Raw genomic sequence first — 21,969 nt, forward strand, 5'->3', positions numbered from 1 at the left:
CGCGGAAGGCCTACCCGTCCTTCAACGCTTTCTTGACCTCACCGTCAGGCCAGGTCTCGCCCACCGCGATCACCCGGACGCGGCTTTGATCGGCGCCGTTCACCAGCACATGCGAACTCACCCGGTCGCCGCTCGGCTCAAGGCGCAGATCGGTTTCGGGCTTCCAGCCCAGCGTGGCCACGAGATCACCGGGAAAAATCTGCCATTGCGAACCGTCGTCGAGTTCGACCACATGGCTTTCCGCATGTGCGCGTATCTTCATTCCACCCCGAATTCTCTGGCTGTATGCGGAGGTTGGCCCCCGGCGACGAGCCGGAGGCCTGCTGCGTCTCTCCTCCAATGTCGTGCGAAGGGAATGCAGCAGTGCGACACTTTGTTCCGGGAACGCGGGGTCGACGGCCTGCCTCGCGTTCCAGGAACCGACTCACAGGGGCCATGTTTCCCGCTACAATAGCGCCATGAAACAAGCTGATTCCTCGGCCCATCTGACCCGCCGCGCCCTGCTCCAATCGACGCTCGGTGCGGCCGCTCTCCTCGCATTCCCGGCGCACGTCCTCGCGTCGCCTCCGGGCTTCGACGAATGGCGCGAGGGTTTTCGCGCACGCGCTATGGCCAAAGGCATCTCGGCTGCGACCTGGCAGCGTGCGATGGCGCGGGTCGAACCGGACATGAGCGTGTTCAAGCAGATGCGCAATCAGCCGGAATTCCACGAGCAGGTCTGGCAGTACATCAACCGCCGCGTCTCGGACTGGCGCATCATCAACGGCAAGATCGCGCTGAAGAACAACGAGGCGCTGTTCGCGCGTATCGAGCGTGATTTCGGCGTCGAGCGCGGCACGCTGCTGGCGCTCTGGGGCGTGGAGTCCGCCTACGGCGATCCGCTGGTACAACAGAACCACATGACGCCGGTGTTTTCCTCGCTGGCCGCGCTCGCCTGGAACGAGCCGCGTCGCAAGGCCTATTGGGAGACCGAGCTGATCAACGCGCTGCGCATCGTTGACAAGGGCTGGAGCACGCCGGAGGAGATGCGGGGATCCTGGGCCGGCGCGATGGGGCATTCGCAATGGATGCCGGAGGTCTGGCTCAATGTCGGCATCGACTATGACGGCGACGGCAAAGTATCGCCGTTCGGCAAGCCCGACGATGCGCTGGGCTCGACAGCAAAGTATCTCGTCAACCGCGGTAAGTGGCGCCGCGGCGAGCATTGGGGCTATGAGGTGCGCGCGTCCGGCGACATGAGTGGCAACCGGACATATGCGGCATGGCAGGCGGCCGGCGTCACCCGCGCCGACGGCCAGCCGTTTCCCCAGCCGAACGCGTCGGCGCAGATGTGGACACCTGTCGCAGGCGGACCGACGTTCCTGCTGGGGCCGAATTTCTACTCGGTGAAGAGCTACAATCCCTCGATGAATTATGCGCTGGCGATCTGCCATCTTGGCGACCGCTGCCTCGGTGCGCCGCCGTTCATCCAGCCATTCCCGGGCTCCGAGCGCGTGCTCACGCTCGCCGAGGTGCAGGAGATGCAGACGCGGCTGACAAAAGCCGGCTTCGACACCGGCGGCACCGACGGCCGCGTCGGCAACGACACCATGAAGGCGATCAAGGATTTTCAGCAGCGCGCAGGGATTACGCCCGCGGATGGGTATGGCGGGTTGAAGGTGCTGGCGAAGCTGCGGCAGGGGTCGTAGGTGCAGATCCAATGACCATCACCATCACCGCCTTTGAATGGTCACCGGACGGAGGCAAGGGACTCGCGCGCGATACGCGCGTTCGCTGGGCGCTTGAAGAAGTCGGCCAACCTTACGAGGTCCGCCTTGTTTCGTTCGGTGCGATGAAGGAGCCCGCGCATCTGGCGCTTCATCCCTTCGGCCAGATTCCGACCTATGAGGAAGGCGATCTCGTGCTGTTCGAGACGGGAGCGATCGTGCTCCATATCGCCGAGCGTAATGCGGGCCTGCTGCCGGACGACGCCAATGCGAGGGCGCGCGCGATCACATGGATGTTTGCTGCGCTCAACACCGTGGAGCCGACGATCCTAGAACTTGCGACCGCCAAACTGCTGGAGGGCGACAAGCCCTGGACTAGGGAGCGCCTGCCTCTGGTCGTGGACCGTGTCCGCAACCGGCTGCAACAACTTTCCGTGCGTCTCGGCGATGCCGACTGGCTCGATGGCGCGTTCAGCGCTGGCGACCTGATGATGGTGTCGGTGCTACTCAGGCTGAAAGCTTCGGGCCTTCTGGGCGAATATCCGAACCTCGCTGACTACGTCGCCCGCGGCGAAGCGCGGCCCGCTTACAGGCGAGCTTTCGACGCTCAATTGGCCGTGTACACCGGCAAGCCACCCGCCGGCTGATTGCCGCTCAGTGCCTATACTGCGGCTCCTCCGCATCGAGCTGGCGGCGGACGGCGGCAAGATGCAGACGCGCGGATTCGGAATCGCCCTCGCGCATCTGCCGGTAGGTTTCGGCGGCAATCGCGGCATCGACGGGGAGCACTTTCCGTCCTGTCGACATCGCCAGCACCTGCACCTCGGCAGCGCGTTCGAGGTAGTAGAGATCGTCCCAGGCCTCCGCGATGGTCGGGGCCAGCACCATCACGCCGTGATGCTTCATGAAGACGATGTCGGCATCACCCACAGCCGATGCGATCCGGGCGCCTTCGCGGCTATCCAGCGCGAGGCCGTTGTAGTCGCGATCGACCGCCGTGCGGCCGTAGAATTTCAGTGCGGTCTGGCCGGCCCAGATCAGGGGATCGCCCTCCGTCATCGACAGCGCCGTGGCATAGGGCATGTGGGTGTGGAAGGCGACCTTCGCGCGCGGCAGGCGCTTGTGCATCTCGGCATGGATGTAGAACGCGGTCGCCTCTGGCACGCCCTCGCCGTCGAGCACATTGCCGTGGAAATCGCAGATCAGGAGTTTTGACGCGGTCAGCTCGCGGAAGGCGTAGCCATAGGGATTGACCAGGAAGAGATCGTCATGGCCGGGCACCACGGCCGAGAAGTGGTTGCAGATGCCTTCCTCGAAACCGTTGCGCGCGGCCATGCGGAAACAGGCGGCGAGGTCCTCGCGCGCCGCGCGGATCGCATCGGTCGCAAGGTCCGGCCGGTTCGAGCGGAACGGCCCCGGTGTGGATGACGAAGAGTGAAGGCTGTGCGCCATAGCGAAGGAAACCCCTGTCGGTCGGAAGCTCCTCGCGTTGTACAGGGGCGACGCTCGCGCGTCAGCCCCTGCGGGCGCCACCCTGCCCTTCGCGCCTTGCGCGGCGGCCTATTGCCGTCGCGGCGCGCCGCCGGCATTGATGCCGCCGTCAATGACAAGCTCGCTGCCAGTGACGTAACGAGAGGCATCGGAGGCCAGATACAATACGCCAGAGGCAATCTCCGCAGCCTGGCCGGCGCGGCCGAGCGGTGCGACAAGTCGGGCGCGTTCCTCGGGATCGATCGGTGCGTTCTGGCCAGCGCCAGTCGCACCGGTCGGGATCTTGCCCCAAATCGGCGTATCGATGATGCCGGGATGAACGGAGTTAACGCGGATGCCGTCGCCGGCCGCCGCACACTCCATTGCGATCGATTTGGCAAACAGCCGCACACCGCCCTTGGTCGCCGAATAGGCCGACAGCCCTGGCGCACCGCGCAGGCCCGCGAGCGAGGACATCATGACGATCGAGCCTCCGCCGGTCTTGCGCATCAAGGGCAGGCAATGCTTCACCGAGAGGAAGACGCCGTCGAGATTGATCGCGTTCTGCCTGCGCCAGTCATCAAGCGTCATGTCGACAATCGATGGCACTGAAATGCCGATGCCGGCGTTGGAGACCATAATGTCGAGCCGGCCATAGCGCTTTGCGATTTCGGCAACGATCTCGATCCAGCGCTCCTCGCTGGTGACGTCCTGCTCAAGGAAGATCGCCTTGCCGCCGGCCTTGGTGACGCGCTTGGCGAGCTCGGGGCCTCGCAATTCATCGATGTCGGTCGCAATGACGGTGGCGCCCTCGCGCGCGAACAGCTCGACGATCGCCTCGCCAATGCCCGAGGCACCGCCCGTTACCAGCGCGACCTTGCCTTCAACCTGCCCTGCCATGTTCACTCCCATTTTTTGTTGTTTGAGCGATCTATTTTTTGCGCATGATCGTGTCGGAGAACCGCTTCGCACTTTGCGCTAGCGCGGCCCTTCGGGTCCGGATCGTTCGCTATCTAATCACGGATGGCCCCTGGTCCGGTAGCGCGACATCGATGACGCGGAATTGCACGCGTTCGGCGCCCTGGTAGCGATCGACCGACAATGATCCCGCGACATGCAGTTGCTGGCCACGATTGGCGAGGAGCGCATTGCCGAGCTTCTGGCCGACCGATCGGAACGCGATGCCGTTGACGATCGCGCCGTCGCCGGACTTGAACCGTAGCCGCAGATGCGCCTGACCGACCTCGTCGGCATAGACGAGCTGGTGTGCCGGCAGCGCCAGCACCGGCTCCGGATTGCCGCTGCCGAAGGGACCGGCGCGGTTGAGCGTATTTGCAAGCTCCGTCGTCACTGCGCGCGCGGAGATCGCCCCGTCGATAGAGAGCTCGTTGACGTGGCGCGCCTCGGCGACATCGCGCGCCAGCGCATTTTCGAGATAGGCGCGAAATTCGGCGAGCTTCTCTTTTCTCAGCGTCACGCCCGCGGCCATCGCGTGGCCACCGCCCTTCAGCAAAATGCCGTCGGCGACCGCCTGCCGCACCGCCCTGCCGAGATCGACGCCGGCGATCGAACGGCCCGAGCCGGTGCCTATGCCGCCAGGCTCGAGCGCGATGGCGAAGGCGGGGCGCGAAAATTTCTCCTTCAGGCGGGACGCGACGAGGCCGACCACACCGGGATGCCATCCTTCGGAGGCCGTGACGATCACGCCGAGCTTGTCCTCGAGCCCGATCGAGGCCAGCGCCTCGGCCTCGGCCTGGGCTTCCGCCGCCTGCTCGATGACGCGGCGCTCGCTGTTGAGCCGGTCGAGCTCCGCGGCGATCCGCGCGGCCTCGACGCTGTCGCCTTCGAGCAGCAGCCGCACGCCGAGATCAGCGCGGCCGATGCGGCCGCCAGCATTGACGCGTGGCCCGAGCATGAAGCCGAGATGCCAAGCCTCCGGCGGACCGTTGAGCCGGGCCACATCCATCAGCGCGGTGTGGCCGACATGGTCGCGCCGCCGCATCGCAATCAGGCCCTTGGCGACGAAAGCGCGGTTTAGACCGATCAGCGGCGCGACATCCGCAACCGTGCCTAGCGCGACGTGATGCAACATGCCGAGCAGATCGGGCTCGGGCATCTCGCTGCTCCAGAAGCCGCGCTGGCGCAGCTCGCGATTCACGGCGACCAGCGTGACCAGCACGAGACCGACAGCGGCGAGATGGCCGAGGCCGGAAAGATCGTCGAGCCGGTTCGGATTTACTAGTGCGTCGACCTCAGGCAGCTCTGTGCCGGCCTGATGATGGTCGATCACGACGACGGACATGCCAAGCCGTTTCGCCTCGGCGAGCGGCTCGATGCTGGTGGTGCCGCAATCGACAGTGACCAGCAGCGTGGCGCCCTTTGCCGCCAGCCCACGAACCGCTTCGACGTTGGGGCCGTAGCCCTCAAAAATCCGGTCGGGAATGTGGATCAACGGATCGAGCCCGCAATGGCGCAGGTGCCAGGCGAGCAGCGCCGCGGAAGTCGCGCCGTCGACATCATAGTCACCGAAAATCGCGACCTTCTCGCCCTTCTCCGCGGCGTCCGCGATCCGCTTGGCGGCCGCTTCCATCTCCGTCACCGTGAAAGGATCCGGCAGGAGTTTTCGGATGGTCGGATCGAGGAAGTCGGCGACCGCGTCGATGTCGACGCCACGGCCAGCCAGCACCCGCGCCAGCAGCTCCGGCGATTGGTGCTGCTGCACGATGGCAAGCGCCTTGGCCGCCCCGCGCGCATCCAGCCGGTCGCGCCAGAGCTTGTCGGTGAGCGAGCGCGCCACGCCCAGGAACGCCTGGGGCATTTCGACGGGCAAGGCGGTGGCGGGCGGCGTCATGAGGCGAGACTGGTTTGAGGAACCCGGAGGCCCGACACAGCGCGTAGCGGCGATCGGCATGGCAATGACGATTGACCCGGAATCCCCCGGACTTTGCAACGTCCGCGCTGCACAAAGCAGTGGATGGCTGCTCCACTGCACTAACTGGCTACCATTTAGGCATTCCGCAAAGCAGCGAATCAAACGGGCGTTGGGCGGAACCTTCACGACCAGACGCGCGCCGTTCATCGCCTTCCATACGCCCCCGGGCCACGAGACCATTCGGTGGTCTGGGCTGGTGCGAGGTGCTCGTCTGCGGGGCGTCAGGCTGTAAAACAAAAATCTGAAAAACAACCCCATGCAAAGTAACCGGAGGCGCCGGCATGGTAGGTTGCGCTCCCGCTAAAGCGTTTGACACGTCGGGCAAAACACCGGCAACCTGCGATGGTTGCGTGGTCGGCCCACCTGACCGTTGGCGGTCGCGTGGTGGCGGGCGTATTTTGAAGAGCACCTCCGTCGGGCAAGACCCAGCCTATTGCTACCCTCCCTGTGCAAATTGACAAAGAACGATCTGTGGCAAACAGGCGAGCGTCACGGACACAGGGGATCGATCCCTGACCGTTTGTTGTCGCATTGCGACGAAATGTCTTGAGCAGGTTCCGGCAACGCAAGCCGGTTTCAGGCAAGAGCTTGCCGCATTGCTCCTGTAAAACGCGGCTGACATCAGGAGAGCGCGGGCACCATCTGGCCTTGGTCATCTGACGCTCGCAAAATGCCGAGGGCACATGCCATGAAGATTGTCGTGATCGGTGGGACCGGATTGATTGGATCCAAGCTCGTGGCGAAGCTCATGCAATCCGGCCACGAGGCCGTGGCAGCTTCGCCGAAATCAGGCGTGAACGCCGTGACCGGGGAGGGCCTCGCTGCTGCGCTGGCGGGTGCGGATGTTGTCGTCGACGTTGCCAACGCGCCGTCCTGGGAGCCAGCCGCAGTGCTCGACTTCTTCCAACGTTCGAGCACAAATCTCGTCGCGACGGAGGGCGCAGCGGGCGTGAAGCATCATGTGGCACTGTCGATCGTGGGGACCGAACGGTCGCCCGACAACGCCTATTTTCGTGCCAAGCTCGCTCAGGAGACCATCATCAAATCCTCTTCGGTCCCCTATTCGATCGTGCGCGCCACCCAGTTCTTCGAATTCCTTGGTGCCATTGCTGAAACGGGTGCGATCGGCGGAAAGATTGTTGTTCCGTCGGCGCTGTTTCAGCCGATCGCAGCCGACGACGTGGTTGATCGCCTGGCTGAGGTCGCAACGGGCCAGCCGCTCAACGGCACGATCGATATCGCGGGGCCTGAGAAGGCTCCGTTCAATGAGTTCATCGCACGCCGCCTGAAGGCGTCCGGCGACACGCGTACGGTGGTGGGAGATCCAACCGCGCCGTATTACGGCGGCCCCATCGACGACAAATCGCTGAACCCGCTCGGCGAGGCGCGGCTCGGGAAGACGTCGCTCGCAGCATGGCTCGCGAGTCTCTGAGGACCCGTCAGTCCCGCAATCACGACAACCACGGCGATGAAGGAAACCACATGCGCAGATTGCTGATCGCAACGGCGGTTTATGCCGCATCTTTCCTGACGGCCCACGCAGCTGAGACGGCAGCACCATTGGCCAAGGTGACGGTCGTGTTCGACCAGGCGCTGCCGAACGTCCCGGGCAAAAGCATGAAGGGCGTGCTGGTCGAGTATGGTCCCGGAGGCTCCTCACCGGCCCACATCCACGCGCCCTCCGCCTTCATATACGCCACGGTCCTGGAAGGAGCGATCCGCAGTCAGGTCAATGACGGTCCTGCCAAGGTCTTTCACAAGGGAGAGAACTTCTTTGAAAAGCCCGGCGACCGCCATGCTGTCAGCGCCAATGCCAGCGATACCGAGTCCGCGAAGCTGCTTGCCGTCTTCGTCGTGGATACAGCCGACAAGGAGCTGACGACGCCTATCGTGAAGTAGCCCCGGATCAACAGCCCGCGTTGCAGGATCGAGACGCTCGCATCAACCAGAGCCCTCCACGAACGCGACCGGCGTACCTTTCGAGACGCTGCTAGCTACACGCTCCGCATCCCAATTGGTGAGACGCACGCAGCCGTGTGATTGCGCCTTTGAGATCTTGTCCGGCGAAGGCGTGCCGTGAATGCCGTAGCCTTCGGCGGACAGGTTGATCCAAACGACGCCAACCGGATTGTTGGGACCGGGCTTGATCGTGAAGGGCTTGCGCGTATGGACGCCCTTGAAATGATAAGCGGGATTGTAGCGGTAGGTCGGATTCCGGCTGATCTCCGTGACCTTCAGCGTGCCCGAGGGTGACGGCTTCTCTTCGCTTCCCACGGTCGCCGGATAGAATCCGATCAGTGAATTTGATTTGTCGAACAGCTTCACGGTCTGCCTGTTCTTGTCGATCTCGACCCTGGCGGCCTTTCCGGGCGCACCGCCGGCGGCATCGACCACGACGATGGTGTCGCCAGCGCGATCGAAATGACGGCCCGGGTTGAGCGCCGCCAGCAGTTGCTCGCTCATGTGAAACTTCTCGGCTAACGCTTCGCGCGGGCTGGTGTAGCCAAGCTTCGGGATGTTCTTCATGTCCTCCATCTTCGACGGAAGCTTGTGCAGGAACGGGCCTGCGACGTCCTTGTCGGTGATGGTGTAGGTCGCCGTCAGCGGCCTGTCGTCCGCCTGCAGCGCCTTCCAGACGTCCTCCGTCAATTCATCCGAGCTCGGCAACTGCCGCGCTTCCGCATAAGCGCGAAGCGCCTTCCTGGCGTTCTCTCCGAACTTGCCGTCGATCTCGCCCGGCGAGAAGTGCGCTCTGTCCAGCAGAACTTGCAGGCGCACCCCAGCCGGGGTCGGCTTCTCGTTCGAGAGGGTCTTCTTCGATGGCTGGGCGGAACCGACCGCGGCCGCCTCCATCCCGGCTGCGAACGCCGGCACGGCCGCCAGGGCGAAGGCCAAGGCCAACGTCAGGACCAGGCAAATGCTGGTGAACTGCCGGGCACGAGCAACGGACCCGGCGGTCTTCACCGCCGCTCGCAGCGAATCCTCGTCGACCATATTCCGGCTCCGACGTGGAGACACATTCATCGAGATGGCAACTCGGCTCGACGGCGGAAGTTTCTAGTTTTTCCCGGAACGGCCAAGGCTTCAGCGGCCAGGGCTTCAAACGTGTGAGGGATAGCGGGTGCAGATGACGTGATAGCGGCCAAATCAGATCACGGCTACGCATGCGCCGGGCCTATCGGGCACCCTATCCGCCGGACGTGGCAAAGCCGGGGTGTTCCTCTCCTGCCGGAAGCAACCGTTGAGCTAGATCAACCTTCGCTCCCTGCCCTCACGGCAGCCTCGACGCATTCCCGCAGAGGACGGCGCATGAATCTGCTGCTCAAGGAAATCCGGCACACCCCGTTGCTCTGGCTCCTGGTGTTCGTGCCTGTGGTGATAGCTCTCGCGCGGATCATGCCGGAGGCCCACACGCTGCTGTTCGTGCTGGCCGTGATTGCCATCATTCCGCTGGCAAGCCTGCTCAGCCATGCGACGGAGGCCATCGCCGAGAAGACGGGGGATGCGATCGGCGGGCTGTTGAATGCCACGCTCGGCAACTTGACCGAGCTCATCATCGCGATCGCCGCCCTGCAGGCCGGTGAATATATGCTGGTGAAGGCCTCCATTGCGGGCGCCATCGTGACCAACTCGCTGTTCATGCTGGGCGCATCCTTGCTCCTGGGTGGGTTGAGATTTTCCACACAGGAGTACAACCGTGCCGGCGGCAGGCTCTATTCCGCCTTGCTGCTGATGGCGACGATCGCCCTGCTCTCGCCCTCCGCCATTGCCGACCTCGACTTCCCCGGAGAGGAGACCGCGGTGCACCGATTGAGCGCGGCCCTGGCGATCCTGTTGATTGCGGCCTACGGTCTCGGCCTGCTGTTCTCGCTGAAGACGCACAAGGAGTTGTTCGCCAGCGCCGATCATGGCGAAACGTCCGGGCCGGTACTGCCGATCGGGATAGCCATTCCGACCCTGCTGCTCGTGACCGTGCTCGTTGCGATCGTGAGCGAGATTTTCGTGGAATCGGTGCAGAAGGCCGCCGAAACGCTCGGCATGAGCCCCGCCTTCGTCGGCTTCATCGTCGTGGCGCTGGTTGGCGCAGCGGCCGAAATGACGGTGGCATTCTCCGCCGCACGTCGCAACCGGCTTGACCTGAGCGTGAGTATCGCGCTCGGTAGCGCGTCCCAGATCGCCCTGTTCGTTGCACCGGTCCTCGTGCTGCTGAGTTATTTCGTCGGACCGCACCCCATGGATCTTCGGTTCTGGCCCGGAGCGGTGACCATGGTGATGATTGCGACCGTGGTGACAAGCTTCGTCACAAATAGCGGACGATCGGCCTGGTTTATCGGCGCTCTCCTCCTTTTCATCTATGCGATCTTCGCAATGACCCTCTACATGATCCCGCCGGGCTCACATGGTCCGGTCTAGATCGCGCCACTTCGATGGCGAAAGCTGACGACGCACCGTGAGAATGGGTGTCCAACGCAATACGTCAGCATTGTTGGCGTTGTCCGGAAACACTCCAGCGAATCTTGATCTAGCGCAATGGCCGCGCTGATGGTTGTCTGATGCACGAACCAGGTGCGCCCGAGAACGGTGGCGGTAACTCCTATGCCAGACCCTACAGAGATCATCAGCGCCGCTATTCGCTCAGCTTTTGTCAACTACCCACGGGAGGACGATCCCGATTGGAGAAGCCCCAGCTGGATCAAACCCGACGAATGCTTGCATCTCACCGCGGTGATCCTTCGGGCGCTCGAGGCCGAGGGCCTCAAGATCGTCGCGAAATGCGATGAATGAGACGCAACAGCACGCGTCGTCGCGTCACCTTGGCAGTCGCAAAGCTGACGAAGCAATCGAGCGCACGTAACCGCCGCGAGGGTGAACGGCCAGCAATCGATCCCTAGAGATCAATCACATATACCAAGGCCAGGACGAACGCGATAATTCCAAGAATGAATGCGAGCCCCGTCCACCGCTCGAATGCCCTGGAGTGCGTCGAGCTGCGTGGCTCGTTGTGAGGTTCGAAAAGCACCGAGGCCTCCTGCTGCAGCGCGGCTTGAGTGACGCATGCCTCGCCCGGCCCAACTGGGCGCGGATGACAACCTCCCGGCGTTGATTTGGATCAACGGTCCGGGACTTTGACCTGATGCTGTGTTGATCCATGTCAATCGAGGGCTTGGGTCCCCCGCGACATTGTTTCGCAGACTGCCGGTCAGTCGCGTTTAGCCAACTGTTTGCGAGCGGCACATGGAAGATCCCTTCCTGAACTATCTGGCGCTTGGCATCCTGTTGTCCGTGGTGATCATACTCGTCTACGGCATCATCGCGATCCACGACATTCCGGCGCAGATCGCCAAGAGGCGCCATCATCCGCACGAGGATGCCATCCATGCGGCAGGCTGGATCAGCTTGGCCATGTTGCACGTCCTTTGGCCGTTTCTCTGGATTTGGGCGATGATGTATCGGCCGGACCGTGGCTGGGGATTCGGTCAAAAGCCGGGCGAGCCGTCATCACCCGCTCAAGCGATCGCAGAACTGGAAGAGTTGAAGCGTCGCGTGACACAGATGGAGAATAGGCTCGAACACGAGCCCCGATTGGCTCAAATCGCGGAAAGAGAAATCGGACCGCCGGCGCCAGATCGGCCGGGGCCCGCCCCCGAGCAGGATGATGGACGGGCGGCGGGGGCCCAAACCGCGCAGGGCCGGACTGCACAGCGATAGACGACATACTCGCGGACCCCAGAGGGAGGCGGCTTATGGAAATTCTGATTACTTTGACTTACGTGGCCCTCTGTTACGGGGCGTTCAAGCTGTTCAGGATCCCGGTCAATCAATGGACACTTGCAACCGCAGCGCTTGGCGGCGTCTTCGGGCTGTCGCTGCTATTCATTACCATGGCCTATAACCAGCCATTCTCGACCAACGCGCGCATCTACTTTACGGTCACACCGGTGCTGTCGGGCGTCAGGGGGCGCGTGATCGAAGTGCCGGTCGAAGGTCGTTCCAATCAACGTCTCGAAGCCGGCGACGTTCTCTTCAAGATCGACCCCAAGCCCAACGAGTACACCGTTGCCGAAAAGCGAGCCGGGCTGGCCGAAGCGGAGGCCAACGTGGCCCAGCTCAAGGCCTCCGTCGATCAGGCGTCAGCGACCGTCGGCAAAGTCAAATCCGAATTGCAGTTGGCGCAGGAAAACTACGATCGGCAGCTGACGCTGTTCCAGAAAAACGTCGTCGCACAGGCGACGCTCGATACCGCACAGCGGAACCTCGATGCATCCAAGCAGGCGCTTGCCGAAGCGACAGCCGCAGAAGATCGCGCGAAGCAGGCCTACGGCGCGACCGTCGACGGCGAACATACGGCCGTCGTGCGTCTCCGTAACGAACTCGCCGATGCCGAATACGATCTGGAGCAGACGGTCGTGCGTGCACCTACTTCAGGATTTGTCACGCAGGTCGCTCTGCGGCCAGGTATGTTTGCCGGTATGACAGCCGCCCTCCCACTGATGATATTTGTCCACGATGGGCCGGGAGATCGTGTTCTGGTTGCCGCATTCCAGCAGAATGCGCTCCAGCGGGTTCATCCCGGCGACGAGGGGGAAGTTCTCTTCAAAGGTCTCCCGGGTCGCGTCTTCAAGATCAAGGTTCGGAGCCTGCTCGATGCGATTGCCGCAGGCCAACTGCTGCCGACAGGAACCTTGCAGGATCTCGGTGGGCCACTGCCCGGGGGAAGAGCCATTGCTCTTCTCGACCTCCAGGAGGATATATCCAGCTACGAGCTTCCGCTCGGTTCGGCAGGCGAAGCCGCCATCTATACCGAGCATTTTCACGAACTTTCGCTGCTTCGGAAAATCCTCCTGCGCATGCGAAGCTGGCAGAACTACGCATTCTTCGAGTCGCTGTAGGCAGGGCGGCTCAAGCGCCGCCCCTGTCGACGCGGCGCGCGGCCATCTCCGCCGCGAGCAGCAGCGCCGCGCGGCTCGCGCCGATCGATGCGACACCCTGCCCTGCGATGTCGTAAGCGGTGCCGTGCGCGGGGGTGCAGATCGGAAACGGAAAGCCGCCCAGCAACGTCACGCCGCGGTCGAAGCCCATCAGCTTCATCGCGATCTGGCCTTGGTCGTGATACATCGTCAGCACCGCATCGAAGGCGCCACTCTTGGCGCGCAGGAACACGGTATCGGCGGGAAATGGTCCCTCGGCGGCGATGCCCTCGCGCTGGCCGGCCGTGACTACGGGCGCGATGACGTCGATCTCCTCGCGGCCGAAATTGCCGCCGTCGCCGGCATGCGGGTTGAGGCCCGCGACCGCAATACGCGGCCGGGCGAAGCCGGCGTTGCGCATGCAGGCATCGGTCAGCTTCAGCGCGCGGTGGATGCGTTCGCTGGACAGCTTTGCAGCGACATCCCTGAGCGGAATGTGCGAGGTAACGCGCGCATTCCAGAGCTCACCCAGCACATTGAATTCGCTCGCCGCGGTCTTGAGACCAACCACCTCGGCCGAAAACGCGATCTCGTCGTCATACTCCGCGCGGGCGAGCCGCATCGCCTGCTTGTTGAAGGGGGTGAAACAGACGGCGTCGACACGGCCATCGCGGCCGAGCTCGAGCGCGTGCCGGTAGTTCGCCAGCGCAAAGCGTCCGCCAGCGAGGCTCGCAGTTCCTCGCTCGACACCGCCAGGATCGAGATGGCCGAGATCGACAAAGAGCACGTCTCCATCCGCGGCCCGGAGGTCAGCGCCCTGCTCCACTGTCCGCAGCTCCGGCTTGAGGCCCGCAACACGCGCGCCCTCGTCGAAGATGCGGCGGTCGCCGATCACGACGAGCCGGCTACAGGCACCGATCTCGTCCTGCGCCACGAGTTTCGCGGTCAGCTCCGGGCTGATGCCGGCGGGGTCTCCCATTGCCAGTGCAATCAGCGGCTTTGCGGTCATATGATCACCTTCTCCTGGGCTCTCTCTTGGGCTGTCGTCTCACCGCTGGGCGGCTCCGGCTTGCGCCGCAGGCGCGCGAGCTGCAACGCGAGCGGAAGCAGCAACAGCGCGATGCCGGCCACGATCAGGCACGTCACCAGCTTGTTCGCGAAGAAGATGCCGAGCGATCCCTTCGACATCAGCATCGACTGCCGGAACGCATCCTCGGCCTTGTCGCCGATGACGATCGCGAGCACGAGCGGCGCCAGCGGATAGAACAGCTTCTTGAAGAGATAGCCGACGATCCCGAAGCCGAGCATCATGACCACGTCGAGATAGGAGTTCGACACCGAGTAGGCGCCGACGACGCAGATGATCACGATCAGGGGCGCGATGATCACGAATGGAATCCGCATTAAAGCGGCGAAGACCGGGACGGTCAGCAGCACCAGCGCAACGGCGACGATGTTGCCGACATACATCGAGGCGATCAGGCCCCAGACGAAGTCCTTCTGGTCAACAAACAGCATCGGCCCGGGATTGAGGCCCCAGATCATGAGCCCGCCCATCATGACGGCCGCCGTCGCCGAACCGGGAATGCCGAGCGAGAGCATCGGCAGCAGGGCGCTGGTGCCGGCGGCGTGATCGGCCGTCTCAGGCGAGATGATGCCTTCGACCTCCCCCGTGCCGAAATACCGGCCCCGGCGCGAGAAGCGGCGGGCAATGCCGTAGCTCATGAAGGACGCCGCGGTCGGGCCGCCGGGCGTGATCCCCATCCAGCACCCGATCGCGGCGCTGCGCAGCAGCGCAACGCCATGCCGCGGCAGGCGAGCGACGGCGCGAAACACCTCGCCCCAATCGATCCTCGATGAGACTGCGCGGGCATGAAACTCTTCTTCGACGGCCACCAGGAGCTCACCGATGCCGAACAGGCCCATCACCGCGACGACGAAGTTCACGCCCTTGACCAGCTCGTCGATGCCCATGGTGAGGCGGACGCTGCCGGACACCGTGTCGATGCCGATCGCAGCGATCGCAAACCCGATGGCCAGCGCCACGACCGTCTTGATCGGCGCCGCACCGCCCATGCCGACGAAGCTGGCAAAGGCCAGGAAATAGACGGCAAAATATTCCGGCGGTCCGAAGGCCAGCGCGACCTGCGCCACCCAGGATGCGAGGAAGGTGATCAGGATGACGCCGATCAGCGCGCCGAATGCCGCCGAGCCGAAGGCAGTGGCAAGCGCCGTCGTCGGCCGGCCATCGCGCGCCATCGGATAGCCGTCGAAGGTAGTGGCGACAGAGGACGGCTCGCCCGGAATATTGAACAGGATCGAGGTGACCGAGCCGCCGAACAGCGCACCCCAATACATGCTGGAGAGCAGGATGATCGCCGACACCGGCTGCATGCCGAAGGTCAGCGGCAGCAAGAGCGACACGCCGTTCGGTGCGCCAAGCCCCGGCAGCACGCCGACGAGAATGCCGAGCAGCACGCCGACCGCCATCAGGAGCAGATGCGGCATGGTGACCGCGATGGTGAAGCCGTGCAGAAGCTCCCCAAGATTGTCCATCGGCCTCTCCGTCAGAAGCCGAGCGCGGCGGCGAGCGCGCCGTGCGGCAGGCTGACCTGGAACATGCGCTCGAACACGACGTAGAGCGCCAGCGCCGTTGCTGCCGCGAAGGCTAGAGCACGTGGCACCGATTGGTGTCTGGGGATCGCCAGCACCGCGAAGACATACAGGGCCGAGGCGAGGTACATCCCGGCCAACGGGATCGCGGCAATGAAGATCGCAGCCGGCACGAACAGGCCGGCAAGCCGGCGCAGCTCGGTCGGCGTGATCGCGATGGGAACGTTTGCGAGTGTTGCAACGGGCAGCACGCCCCGCACTAGATTGTAGAGGCTTCCGACCACAATGATTACACCGGTCAGGAACGGGAACGTGCCGGCGTCGACGCCCGCGCTCGACCAGCCGATGCCGTTGTCGAGGCTGGAAACGACGACTGCCACACCGAAGCTGCCGGTGAGGACAGCGGTCGCAAGTTCAAGAGCGCGGCGCGATATCATCAAGGGCTCCTGGTGAGAGACGACGGGACATCATGGCGCGCAACTTTTTAAGGGCTTGCCCGCCTCACTTGACCAGCCAGCCCTGCTCGCCTGCGACCTGCTTGACGTGCTCGAGGTCCTCCTTGATGAACTTGTCGAACTCGGCACCGGTCAGGAACGTGTCGACCTGGGAGGTCTTCTCGATGTAGTCCTTCCATTCGGCCGTCGCCTGCACCTTCTTCATGAGGTCGACATAATATGCAGCCTGGTCCGGCGTAACCTTGCCGGGCAGCCACACCGTCCGCGGCTGCTCGTATTGCTTGATGTCGAGCCCCTGCTCGGCGCAGGTCGGAACGTCGCCCCAGCCTTCGGTCGCCGTGATCTTGGCGCCCTGCGGCAGCCGCTTCGGGCTGAAGACGCAAAGCGGGCGCTGCGTTCCACCGCGCCATTGCCCGAGGCTTTCGCTGGGATTGTTGACGTGGGAGTCGAGGTGTCCACCGGCGAGCTGCACGGCGGTCTCCGCGCCGCTCTTGAAGGGGATGTAGGTCAGCTTGACGTGACCAGCCTTCTCGATCATGCGGGTGAGCACCTCATCGGTGTCCTTTGATTGCGCGCCGCCCATCTTGAATTCACCCGATGCGGCCGCCTTCAGATAGTCGCCTGCCGTCTTGTAGGGCGCGTCCTGCTTGACCCAGAGCAGGAACTCGTCCTGCGCCATCGCCGCGATCGGAGTGAGATCGGTGTAGTTGAAGGCGACCTTGGAGACGAGCGGCTGCTGCCAGGCGTTCGACGTCCCGAAAATCACCTTGTAGGGATCGCCCGCCGACGCCTTGCCGTAGACATAGCCTTCCGCGCCGCTACCGCCGCCCTTGTTGACGACGACGATCGGCTGCTCCGTCAGCTTGTACTTGGTGACGATGTTCTGCACCGCCCGCGCGAGATTATCAGTCCCGCCGCCCGGCCCGGCGGTGGCCACGAACTCGATCGGCTTTTGCGGTTGCCAGGCTGCAACCGCCGGCATCGCGCCGGCGAGCACAGCGGCGGCTGCGGAAAGCAGAAGTGTTGACGTGCGACCCATGATTTCCTCCCACCTTTTTGTGTGTTGTTTTATTTGTCGTATCGACGTCCGGTCAGGCGACGCGCTCCTCGCGTCTTCCTGAGGCCAAAACGATTGCGCCCTCTTTTTCGAGCGCTTCGATCTGCTTCTGGTCGAATCCATGCTCGGCCAGCACCTCGCTTGTGTGCTCCCCGTAGACCGGCGCGCCGGAGCGCACCTTGCCGGGCGTCTCCGAGAATTTCACGGGAAGACCGATCGTCTTCACGGGGCCGAGCGTGGAGTGCTCGACCTCGACGACCATCTCGCGCGCCAGCGTCTGCGGATCGCTCAGCGCCTCCAGCATGTCGTGCACGGGTCCGCACGGCACGCCCTTCTCGTCCAGCTCTGCGAGCCAATGCGAACGCGACTGGGTGCGGAAGCGCTCGCTCAGCACGGCTTCGAGTTCCTTCAGGTTCGCCATCCGGTCGGCGCCGGTGACGAAGCGCGGATCGGAGGCAAGCTCGCTCGCACCGAGCGCTTCCAGCATCAACAGCCAATGCTTCTTGTTGGCACCGCCGACCACGAGCCAGCCGTCCGAGGCCTCGAAAGCCTGATACGGCGCGTTGAGCGGATGGGCCGAGCCCATCGCGCGCGGCGCGGTGCCCGCGGCCAGCGCGATCGTCGACTGCCAATAGGTCTGCACCAGGGCCGCCTCATACAGCGAGGTCTCGACCCACTGCCCTTCGCCGGTCTTGAGGCGGTGGGTATAAGCCGCGAGAATCCCCATGCTCGCGAGCAGGCCGGCGGTGATGTCGGACAGCGGCGGACCGCATTTCACGGGCGGACCGTCAGCACGCTCGCCGGTGAAGCTCATGATTCCGCTCATGGCCTGCGCGACCAGATCGAAACCCCGGCGATGCTTGTAGGGGCCGGTGCGGCCAAAGCCCGACAGCGAGCAGTAGATCAGCGCCGGAAACTGCTTGTGGAGTTCTTCGTAGCCAAAGCCCAGGCGCTCCATGGCGCCCGGCGCAAAGTTCTCGACCAGCACATCGGCGTCCGCGATCAGCCGCCGCAAGACCTCCTTGCCGCCGTCGGTCTTCAGATCCAGCACGATGCCGCGCTTGTTGCGGTTCATCATCAGGAACGAGGCCGCCTCCTCGCCGATCTTCGGCGGCACCGAATGGCGGGTGTCATCACCGTTCGGCCATTTCTCGATCTTGATGACGTCGGCGCCCATATCGGCGAGCATCAAGGTGCAGGTCGGCCCGGCCATGACGTGGGTGAGATCGATGACCTTGAGGCCGGCAAGCGGGCCCGAACGGCGGGAGGTGGATTGCGATCGATCGCTTTGCATCGGCCTGTCCTATTGACCGCGCCACTGCGGCGCGCGCTTGTTGAGGAAAGCATCGAGCCCTTCGCGAAAATCCTGGCTCGTGTAGCACATCAGAATGAGGTCTTCCCCCCTCGTCTCGCGTGAGCTGCCTTTGCAGGCGGGCGACCGCCTGCTTGGTCGCGGTCAGCGTCAGCGGCGCGTGACTGGCCAGCAGCCGGGCGACCTCATCGGCGCGCCTGTCGAGCGCTGAGAGATCCTCGACAACCTCGCCGAGCAGGCCGACGCTCGCGGCTTCCGCGGCGTCGACGAGACGCGCGGTGAAGATCAGATCCTTGACGCGTGCAGAGCCAATGAGCGCGGTGAGACGGCTGACATTGGACATCGACAGGCAATTGCCGAGCGTCCGGGCGATGGGGAATCCGATCTTTGCGCTTCGCGTTCCGATGCGCAGGTCGCAGGCCGCGGCAATCCCCGCTCCGCCTCCGGTGCAGAACCCGTTGATCGCCGCGATGGTCGGCACCCGGCACTGCTCGAGCGTGGTGAGCACCCGGTCGATGCGGTTCTCGTAGTTGATGGCGTCCTGCGGCGTCTTGAATTCGCGGAACTGGTTGATGTCCGTGCCCGAGGCAAAGGCCTTGTCGCCCGCACCGCGCAGCACCAGCACCTTGAGCGAATGATCGCGGTTGGCCTCTTCGCAGATCGCCGCGAGCCGCTCGTACATGGCGAAAGTGAAGGCATTGCGCGCCTGCGGACGGTTGAAGGTGATTCGCCCAATGCCGTCCATGCGCTCGAAAACGAGGTCTTCCGCCTCCGCGGACTGGTCCATTTCCTCAAGTCCCTTTTGCTTTTTTGTATTTTTGAATGCAAAATGTGAGATATTCAAGCTGAAACTTTCAATATTCAGGTCATAAGTTTAGTTTTGCATTCAAAATGGAGCTTGATCCTATGCTTCATGAGGAGGTCGTCGGCCGGATCCGCGCCATTCTGCTCGACGGCGAAATCCCGCCGGGCGCACGGATTCCCGAGCGCGAGCTGTGCGACCGGCTCCAGATCTCGCGCACGCCGCTGCGCGAGGCGCTCAAGGTGCTCGCCGCCGAAGGCTTGGTGCAATTGTTACCGCATCGCGGCTCGCGCGCGGCGAAGCTGACCGACAAGGACATGCGCGACCTGTTCGAGGTCTGCCAAGGTCTCGAGGCCCTCGCCGGCGAGCTTGCTTGCGAACGCATCACCGACGCCGAGATCGACGAGATCGCCGCGGCACACGCCGACATGGTACGGCACTATCGCGAGGGCGACCTGATTCAATATTACCGCGGCAACCGCGCCATTCACGAGGCGATCGTCACTGCGGCCGGAAACCCGGTACTGGTCGGGCTCTATGCCTCCGTGACCGCTCGCATTCGCCGTGCCCGCTACGTCACGCCGATGACGCCGCAGCGCTGGGCGCTCGCCGTGAGGGAGCATGAGGCGATCCTGAACGCTCTCCAGCGGCGCGACGGCGCCGGCCTCTCGCACATCCTGCGCGCGCATCTTCGCCACAAGCGAGAAGAGGTCTTGCAAGCGGGTTTTGCCGAAACGGAAGGAAATGACCTCGCGCTGCGGATCGCGTGAGACGGCGTTGCCCAGCGAGCATTTGTTCGCCCCATTCCACTGCTAGCCTTCGGTCCAATTCGCTGCGATAAACGCCGCGAATATCGATCATGACACCAGGCGATGCCGCAATGAACAAGCCGCTGCTCTCAGACCCCGGCGCTCGCGCGGCGTCCGACAGCACGGGACACGCGCCGCAAGGCGGCTTTGCCGATCTCGTGCCCGAACTCAGCGTCTCGAATATTCAAGACAGCCTGTCATTCTGGCGGGACCTGCTCGGCTTCGAAGTCGCTTATGACCGAGCCGATGCCCGGTTTGCGTATCTCGTCATGGGACGCCTGCAATTGATGCTCTGCGAACTGAACGGGCGCTGGGAGACGGCCGAGATGCAGCGGCCGTTCGGACGCGGCATCAATTTCCAGATGGTCGTGGATCGTATCGAGCCTGTCCTGACCGCTCTCGACGATGCCAAATGGCCCCTCTACGAGCAACCGAACGAAGCTTGGTATCGGGTCGGCGACCAGGACTACGGACAGCGTGAATTCCTCGTGCAGGATCCGGATGGCTACCTGGTGCGCTTCGTCGAACGCCTGGGGGTTCGCGGGCCGTCGTGACGCCGGGCTCGAGCGCGATCAGCCGACCGCGCTCGGCTCTCGCGATGTCGTCCCGGCAGTCTGCAATGTAGAAATTCCCAGGGTCTGCGACGGACGCTCCCCGAACATCGCAAAGTAGTACTGCGAGAACCGCCCGAGCTCGTAAAAGCCCTGGTCCATGGCGACGGCCGCCACGGTTGTCGACCCCGGCGCGCTCTCGTGCAGGATGGAATGAACCGCACACAGACGCTTGTGCCTGAGGAAGCTGACCGGGCCGAGGCCGAACACCTCCTGAAATGCGCGATGCAAGGTACGTCGCGATACGCCGAGTGCCGCACAGATCTCCGAAACATGCACCGGGCGCGTGCCGGCCTCGTCGAGATAGTCTTCGACCCTGCGGATCAACCGCCTTGCCGACGGCAGCCAGCCCGCATCATCGGGCGGCAGCGACGACATAACGTTGGCCGCCATGCACTCGACAATCGATCGCTTCCAGAAATCGGCCGTCGACGGCGTCAGTCGGTGCTGATGGGTGCGCAGATACGACATGATCCGGACCAGACGGCGTGAGGCAATCGCGCCGGTCTCAAGGTCCGCGCGGAAATGGCCGCGGCTACGCCAGGTATCGGGATCGCTCAGCCTCGCCTCGCCGCCGAACAGGGATGCGACTTCGTTGAGGTCGAAGCGCATGGCGGCGTAAGCGGACGCGCCGTGAAAGACCCCGTCATGCTCGACCAGCGGCGGAATGACGAGCACGTCGTTGAGCTGCATGTCGAACGACCAGTGCGCCACGCGCTCTTCGGCCGCCAGCAGCATTCCGACGATCAGCTTGTCGTCGCTCGAGACACGCTGTGTGCGCATGCCGACGTTGAAGCTGCCGATGCTGAGCGAGAAGTCCCCGATGCCGAGATGGGACAGCGTCCCGCGCAACCGTCCGCGTCCGAGCTGCATCACGTCGACATGCGAGCCGTGAACGGCCTGGCGAAGACCTTCAAACCCGTCGAGCCTGCACGAATCGACCAGAAGAAATTGCCCCATGTCGTACCCTGTTACTGAAGCGCGACAATTCTGCGGCAGCTAGGAGTACAATACCACCACAACGCGAATTGGGGACGACAAACTGAGTTCACGTTTGAGGCAAATCATTGCTGAATTTGACGCCAGATATCCGCACGACGCAGCGGATTTAGGGGTTTTCGACATGGGGCGTTAAGCCTCACCGGTCCCTCCGGCCTAGTGGCACAAACTGCACATCACAGCCGCCCCATCTTCGGTTACCGTTTGCAACCTTAGCGTTTTTCTCCGGAACCGCTCTGCGGGTGCAGAGCGCGCGCGGCAGGGTTTTGCCGCGTGCTCGAAGACGTGCGCGCGA

Annotated in this window: 20 protein-coding genes and 1 pseudogene; 9 read left to right on the forward strand and 12 right to left on the reverse strand. The window is 63.7% G+C overall.

The features are described 5' to 3' along the window. Positions 1–10: 10 nt before the first annotated feature. Complete coding sequence (locus tag AC629_RS11540) at positions 11–262, reverse strand: hypothetical protein (protein WP_084804890.1); 252 nt, start codon at positions 260–262, stop codon at positions 11–13. 196 nt (positions 263–458) lie between these two features. Here AC629_RS11540 and AC629_RS11545 point away from each other — a divergent pair, with 196 nt between their 5' ends. Together AC629_RS11545 and AC629_RS11550 are read left to right on the forward strand one after the other, a co-directional pair. After that, on the forward strand, positions 459–1,688 hold the full coding sequence (locus AC629_RS11545; RefSeq protein ID WP_084804891.1) for a lytic murein transglycosylase: 1,230 nt from the start codon (positions 459–461) through the stop codon (positions 1,686–1,688). Positions 1,689–1,699: 11 nt separating this feature from the next. Next, entirely contained in the window at positions 1,700–2,353 is a 654-nt protein-coding gene (locus tag AC629_RS11550) for a glutathione S-transferase family protein (RefSeq protein WP_084804892.1), read from the forward strand. Positions 2,354–2,360: 7 nt separating this feature from the next. On the opposite strand, the gene AC629_RS11555 is transcribed toward AC629_RS11550, so the two are convergent. The 3 genes from AC629_RS11555 to recJ form a co-directional block, all read right to left on the reverse strand. Beyond that, entirely contained in the window at positions 2,361–3,158 is a 798-nt protein-coding gene (locus AC629_RS11555) for an aldolase (protein WP_084804893.1), read from the reverse strand. 108 nt (positions 3,159–3,266) lie between these two features. Continuing rightward, positions 3,267–4,076 carry an SDR family NAD(P)-dependent oxidoreductase gene (locus AC629_RS11560; protein ID WP_084804934.1) on the reverse strand — a complete coding sequence of 270 codons (810 nt, stop codon included), beginning with the start codon at positions 4,074–4,076 and terminating at the stop codon, positions 3,267–3,269. 109 nt (positions 4,077–4,185) lie between these two features. Continuing rightward, on the reverse strand, positions 4,186–6,027 hold the full coding sequence (gene recJ / locus AC629_RS11565) for a single-stranded-DNA-specific exonuclease RecJ (protein WP_084804894.1): 1,842 nt from the start codon (positions 6,025–6,027) through the stop codon (positions 4,186–4,188). A gap of 769 nt (positions 6,028–6,796) precedes the next feature. Here recJ and AC629_RS11570 point away from each other — a divergent pair. Then, positions 6,797–7,540 (forward strand): SDR family oxidoreductase, encoded by a 744-nt coding sequence (locus AC629_RS11570; RefSeq protein WP_084804895.1) that lies wholly within the window; start codon positions 6,797–6,799, stop codon positions 7,538–7,540. Positions 7,541–7,590: 50 nt separating this feature from the next. Continuing rightward, positions 7,591–8,007, forward strand: a complete 417-nt coding sequence (locus AC629_RS11575) for a cupin domain-containing protein (RefSeq protein WP_084804896.1) — start codon at positions 7,591–7,593, stop codon at positions 8,005–8,007. A 42-nt stretch (positions 8,008–8,049) separates the two neighbouring features. Here AC629_RS11575 and AC629_RS11580 read toward each other — a convergent pair whose 3' ends face one another. After that, positions 8,050–8,961, reverse strand: a complete 912-nt coding sequence (locus tag AC629_RS11580; RefSeq protein ID WP_245331814.1) for a L,D-transpeptidase family protein — start codon at positions 8,959–8,961, stop codon at positions 8,050–8,052. A gap of 456 nt (positions 8,962–9,417) precedes the next feature. Here AC629_RS11580 and cax point away from each other — a divergent pair, with 456 nt between their 5' ends. From cax to AC629_RS11600, 3 genes are all read left to right on the forward strand, one after another. Continuing rightward, positions 9,418–10,521 carry a calcium/proton exchanger gene (gene cax / locus AC629_RS11585; RefSeq protein ID WP_084804898.1) on the forward strand — a complete coding sequence of 368 codons (1,104 nt, stop codon included), beginning with the start codon at positions 9,418–9,420 and terminating at the stop codon, positions 10,519–10,521. A gap of 822 nt (positions 10,522–11,343) precedes the next feature. After that, the gene (locus tag AC629_RS11595) at positions 11,344–11,817 is read left to right on the forward strand and encodes a DUF3302 domain-containing protein (RefSeq protein ID WP_084804900.1); all 474 of its coding nucleotides are present in this window, start codon (positions 11,344–11,346) and stop codon (positions 11,815–11,817) included. 35 nt (positions 11,818–11,852) lie between these two features. Continuing rightward, positions 11,853–12,998, forward strand: coding sequence for an HlyD family secretion protein (locus tag AC629_RS11600; RefSeq protein WP_084804901.1), 1,146 nt, complete (start codon positions 11,853–11,855; stop codon positions 12,996–12,998). Positions 12,999–13,008: 10 nt separating this feature from the next. Here AC629_RS11600 and AC629_RS11605 read toward each other — a convergent pair whose 3' ends face one another. From AC629_RS11605 to AC629_RS11630, 6 genes and pseudogenes are all read right to left on the reverse strand, one after another. Beyond that, complete coding sequence (locus tag AC629_RS11605; protein WP_084804902.1) at positions 13,009–14,025, reverse strand: 4-hydroxythreonine-4-phosphate dehydrogenase PdxA; 1,017 nt, start codon at positions 14,023–14,025, stop codon at positions 13,009–13,011. Next, positions 14,022–15,572, reverse strand: coding sequence for a tripartite tricarboxylate transporter permease (locus tag AC629_RS11610; protein WP_084804903.1), 1,551 nt, complete (start codon positions 15,570–15,572; stop codon positions 14,022–14,024). The genes AC629_RS11605 and AC629_RS11610 overlap by 4 nt, the downstream gene beginning before the upstream one ends. Positions 15,573–15,583: 11 nt before the next feature. Continuing rightward, a complete protein-coding gene (locus AC629_RS11615; RefSeq protein ID WP_084804904.1) occupies positions 15,584–16,066 on the reverse strand; it encodes a tripartite tricarboxylate transporter TctB family protein in 483 nt (160 codons plus the stop codon). 64 nt (positions 16,067–16,130) lie between these two features. Then, complete coding sequence (locus AC629_RS11620) at positions 16,131–17,123, reverse strand: Bug family tripartite tricarboxylate transporter substrate binding protein (RefSeq protein WP_084804905.1); 993 nt, start codon at positions 17,121–17,123, stop codon at positions 16,131–16,133. A gap of 52 nt (positions 17,124–17,175) precedes the next feature. After that, positions 17,176–18,435 (reverse strand): CaiB/BaiF CoA transferase family protein, encoded by a 1,260-nt coding sequence (locus AC629_RS11625; protein WP_084804906.1) that lies wholly within the window; start codon positions 18,433–18,435, stop codon positions 17,176–17,178. A gap of 9 nt (positions 18,436–18,444) precedes the next feature. Then, positions 18,445–19,240, reverse strand: a pseudogene (locus tag AC629_RS11630) (enoyl-CoA hydratase/isomerase family protein). Positions 19,241–19,359: 119 nt separating this feature from the next. Between AC629_RS11630 and AC629_RS11635 the strand changes: the two are divergent. Beyond that, complete coding sequence (locus AC629_RS11635; protein ID WP_245331810.1) at positions 19,360–20,025, forward strand: GntR family transcriptional regulator; 666 nt, start codon at positions 19,360–19,362, stop codon at positions 20,023–20,025. Positions 20,026–20,135: 110 nt separating this feature from the next. Then, positions 20,136–20,618, forward strand: a complete 483-nt coding sequence (locus tag AC629_RS11640; RefSeq protein WP_084804908.1) for a bleomycin resistance protein — start codon at positions 20,136–20,138, stop codon at positions 20,616–20,618. An 18-nt stretch (positions 20,619–20,636) separates the two neighbouring features. Here the strand turns inward: AC629_RS11640 and AC629_RS11645 are convergent, their stop codons facing one another. Further along, a complete protein-coding gene (locus AC629_RS11645; protein ID WP_084804909.1) occupies positions 20,637–21,635 on the reverse strand; it encodes a helix-turn-helix domain-containing protein in 999 nt (332 codons plus the stop codon). Positions 21,636–21,969: the final 334 nt, after the last annotated feature.

Origin of the sequence: Bradyrhizobium sp. NAS80.1, assembly GCF_001908205.1 — a bacterium.
Classification (GTDB): domain Bacteria; phylum Pseudomonadota; class Alphaproteobacteria; order Rhizobiales; family Xanthobacteraceae; genus Bradyrhizobium.